Source organism: Massilia sp. 05N420, assembly GCF_056397205.1.
On the sequence record NZ_JBFTMX010000160.1, the window covers coordinates 1 to 478 of the forward strand.

Here is a 478-nt window from a genome sequence, read left to right on the forward strand (position 1 = left end):
CCGTCACCCGGCCGCCATCGCGCGCCTCCACGGCTTCCAGCGCATTCTGAAACAGGTTGATGAACACCTGCTCCAGCCGCAGCCGGGTGCCCATGACCTGCAGGCCTTCAGGGACAGGCTCGACGGTCAGCATCTCAAGCCGGCCGGTGAAACGGCTGCGCAGCAACATCAGCGCGCCGTCTATCATCTCCTCGACGCCAACCGCTTCGGGCGCCGTTCGTCCGCGCCGGGCGAGTGCCTTCAGATCCTCGGTGATGGTCCCGATCCGCTCCGTCAGTCCGGCAATCAGCGCAAGGTTCTCCGCAACCGGTTCGGTCTGCTGGCGCTTGAGATAGACCGCGGAATTGTCGGCATAGGCGCGGATCGTCGCGACCGGCTGATTGATCTCATGGGCGACACCGGCCGCGATCTGGCCGAGGATCGCCAGCCGGTTGGCATTGACCAGATCCTGCTGCACGCTCTGCAGCCGCGCATCGGT

1 protein-coding gene is annotated in these 478 nt (G+C 65.7%); it reads right to left on the reverse strand.

What is annotated here, in order from left to right; all coding sequences use genetic code 11:
* Nucleotides 1-478, reverse strand: a 478-nt coding sequence (locus AC1DIX_RS27775; protein ID WP_477328565.1) for a sensor histidine kinase, incomplete at both ends; no start/stop codon positions are given.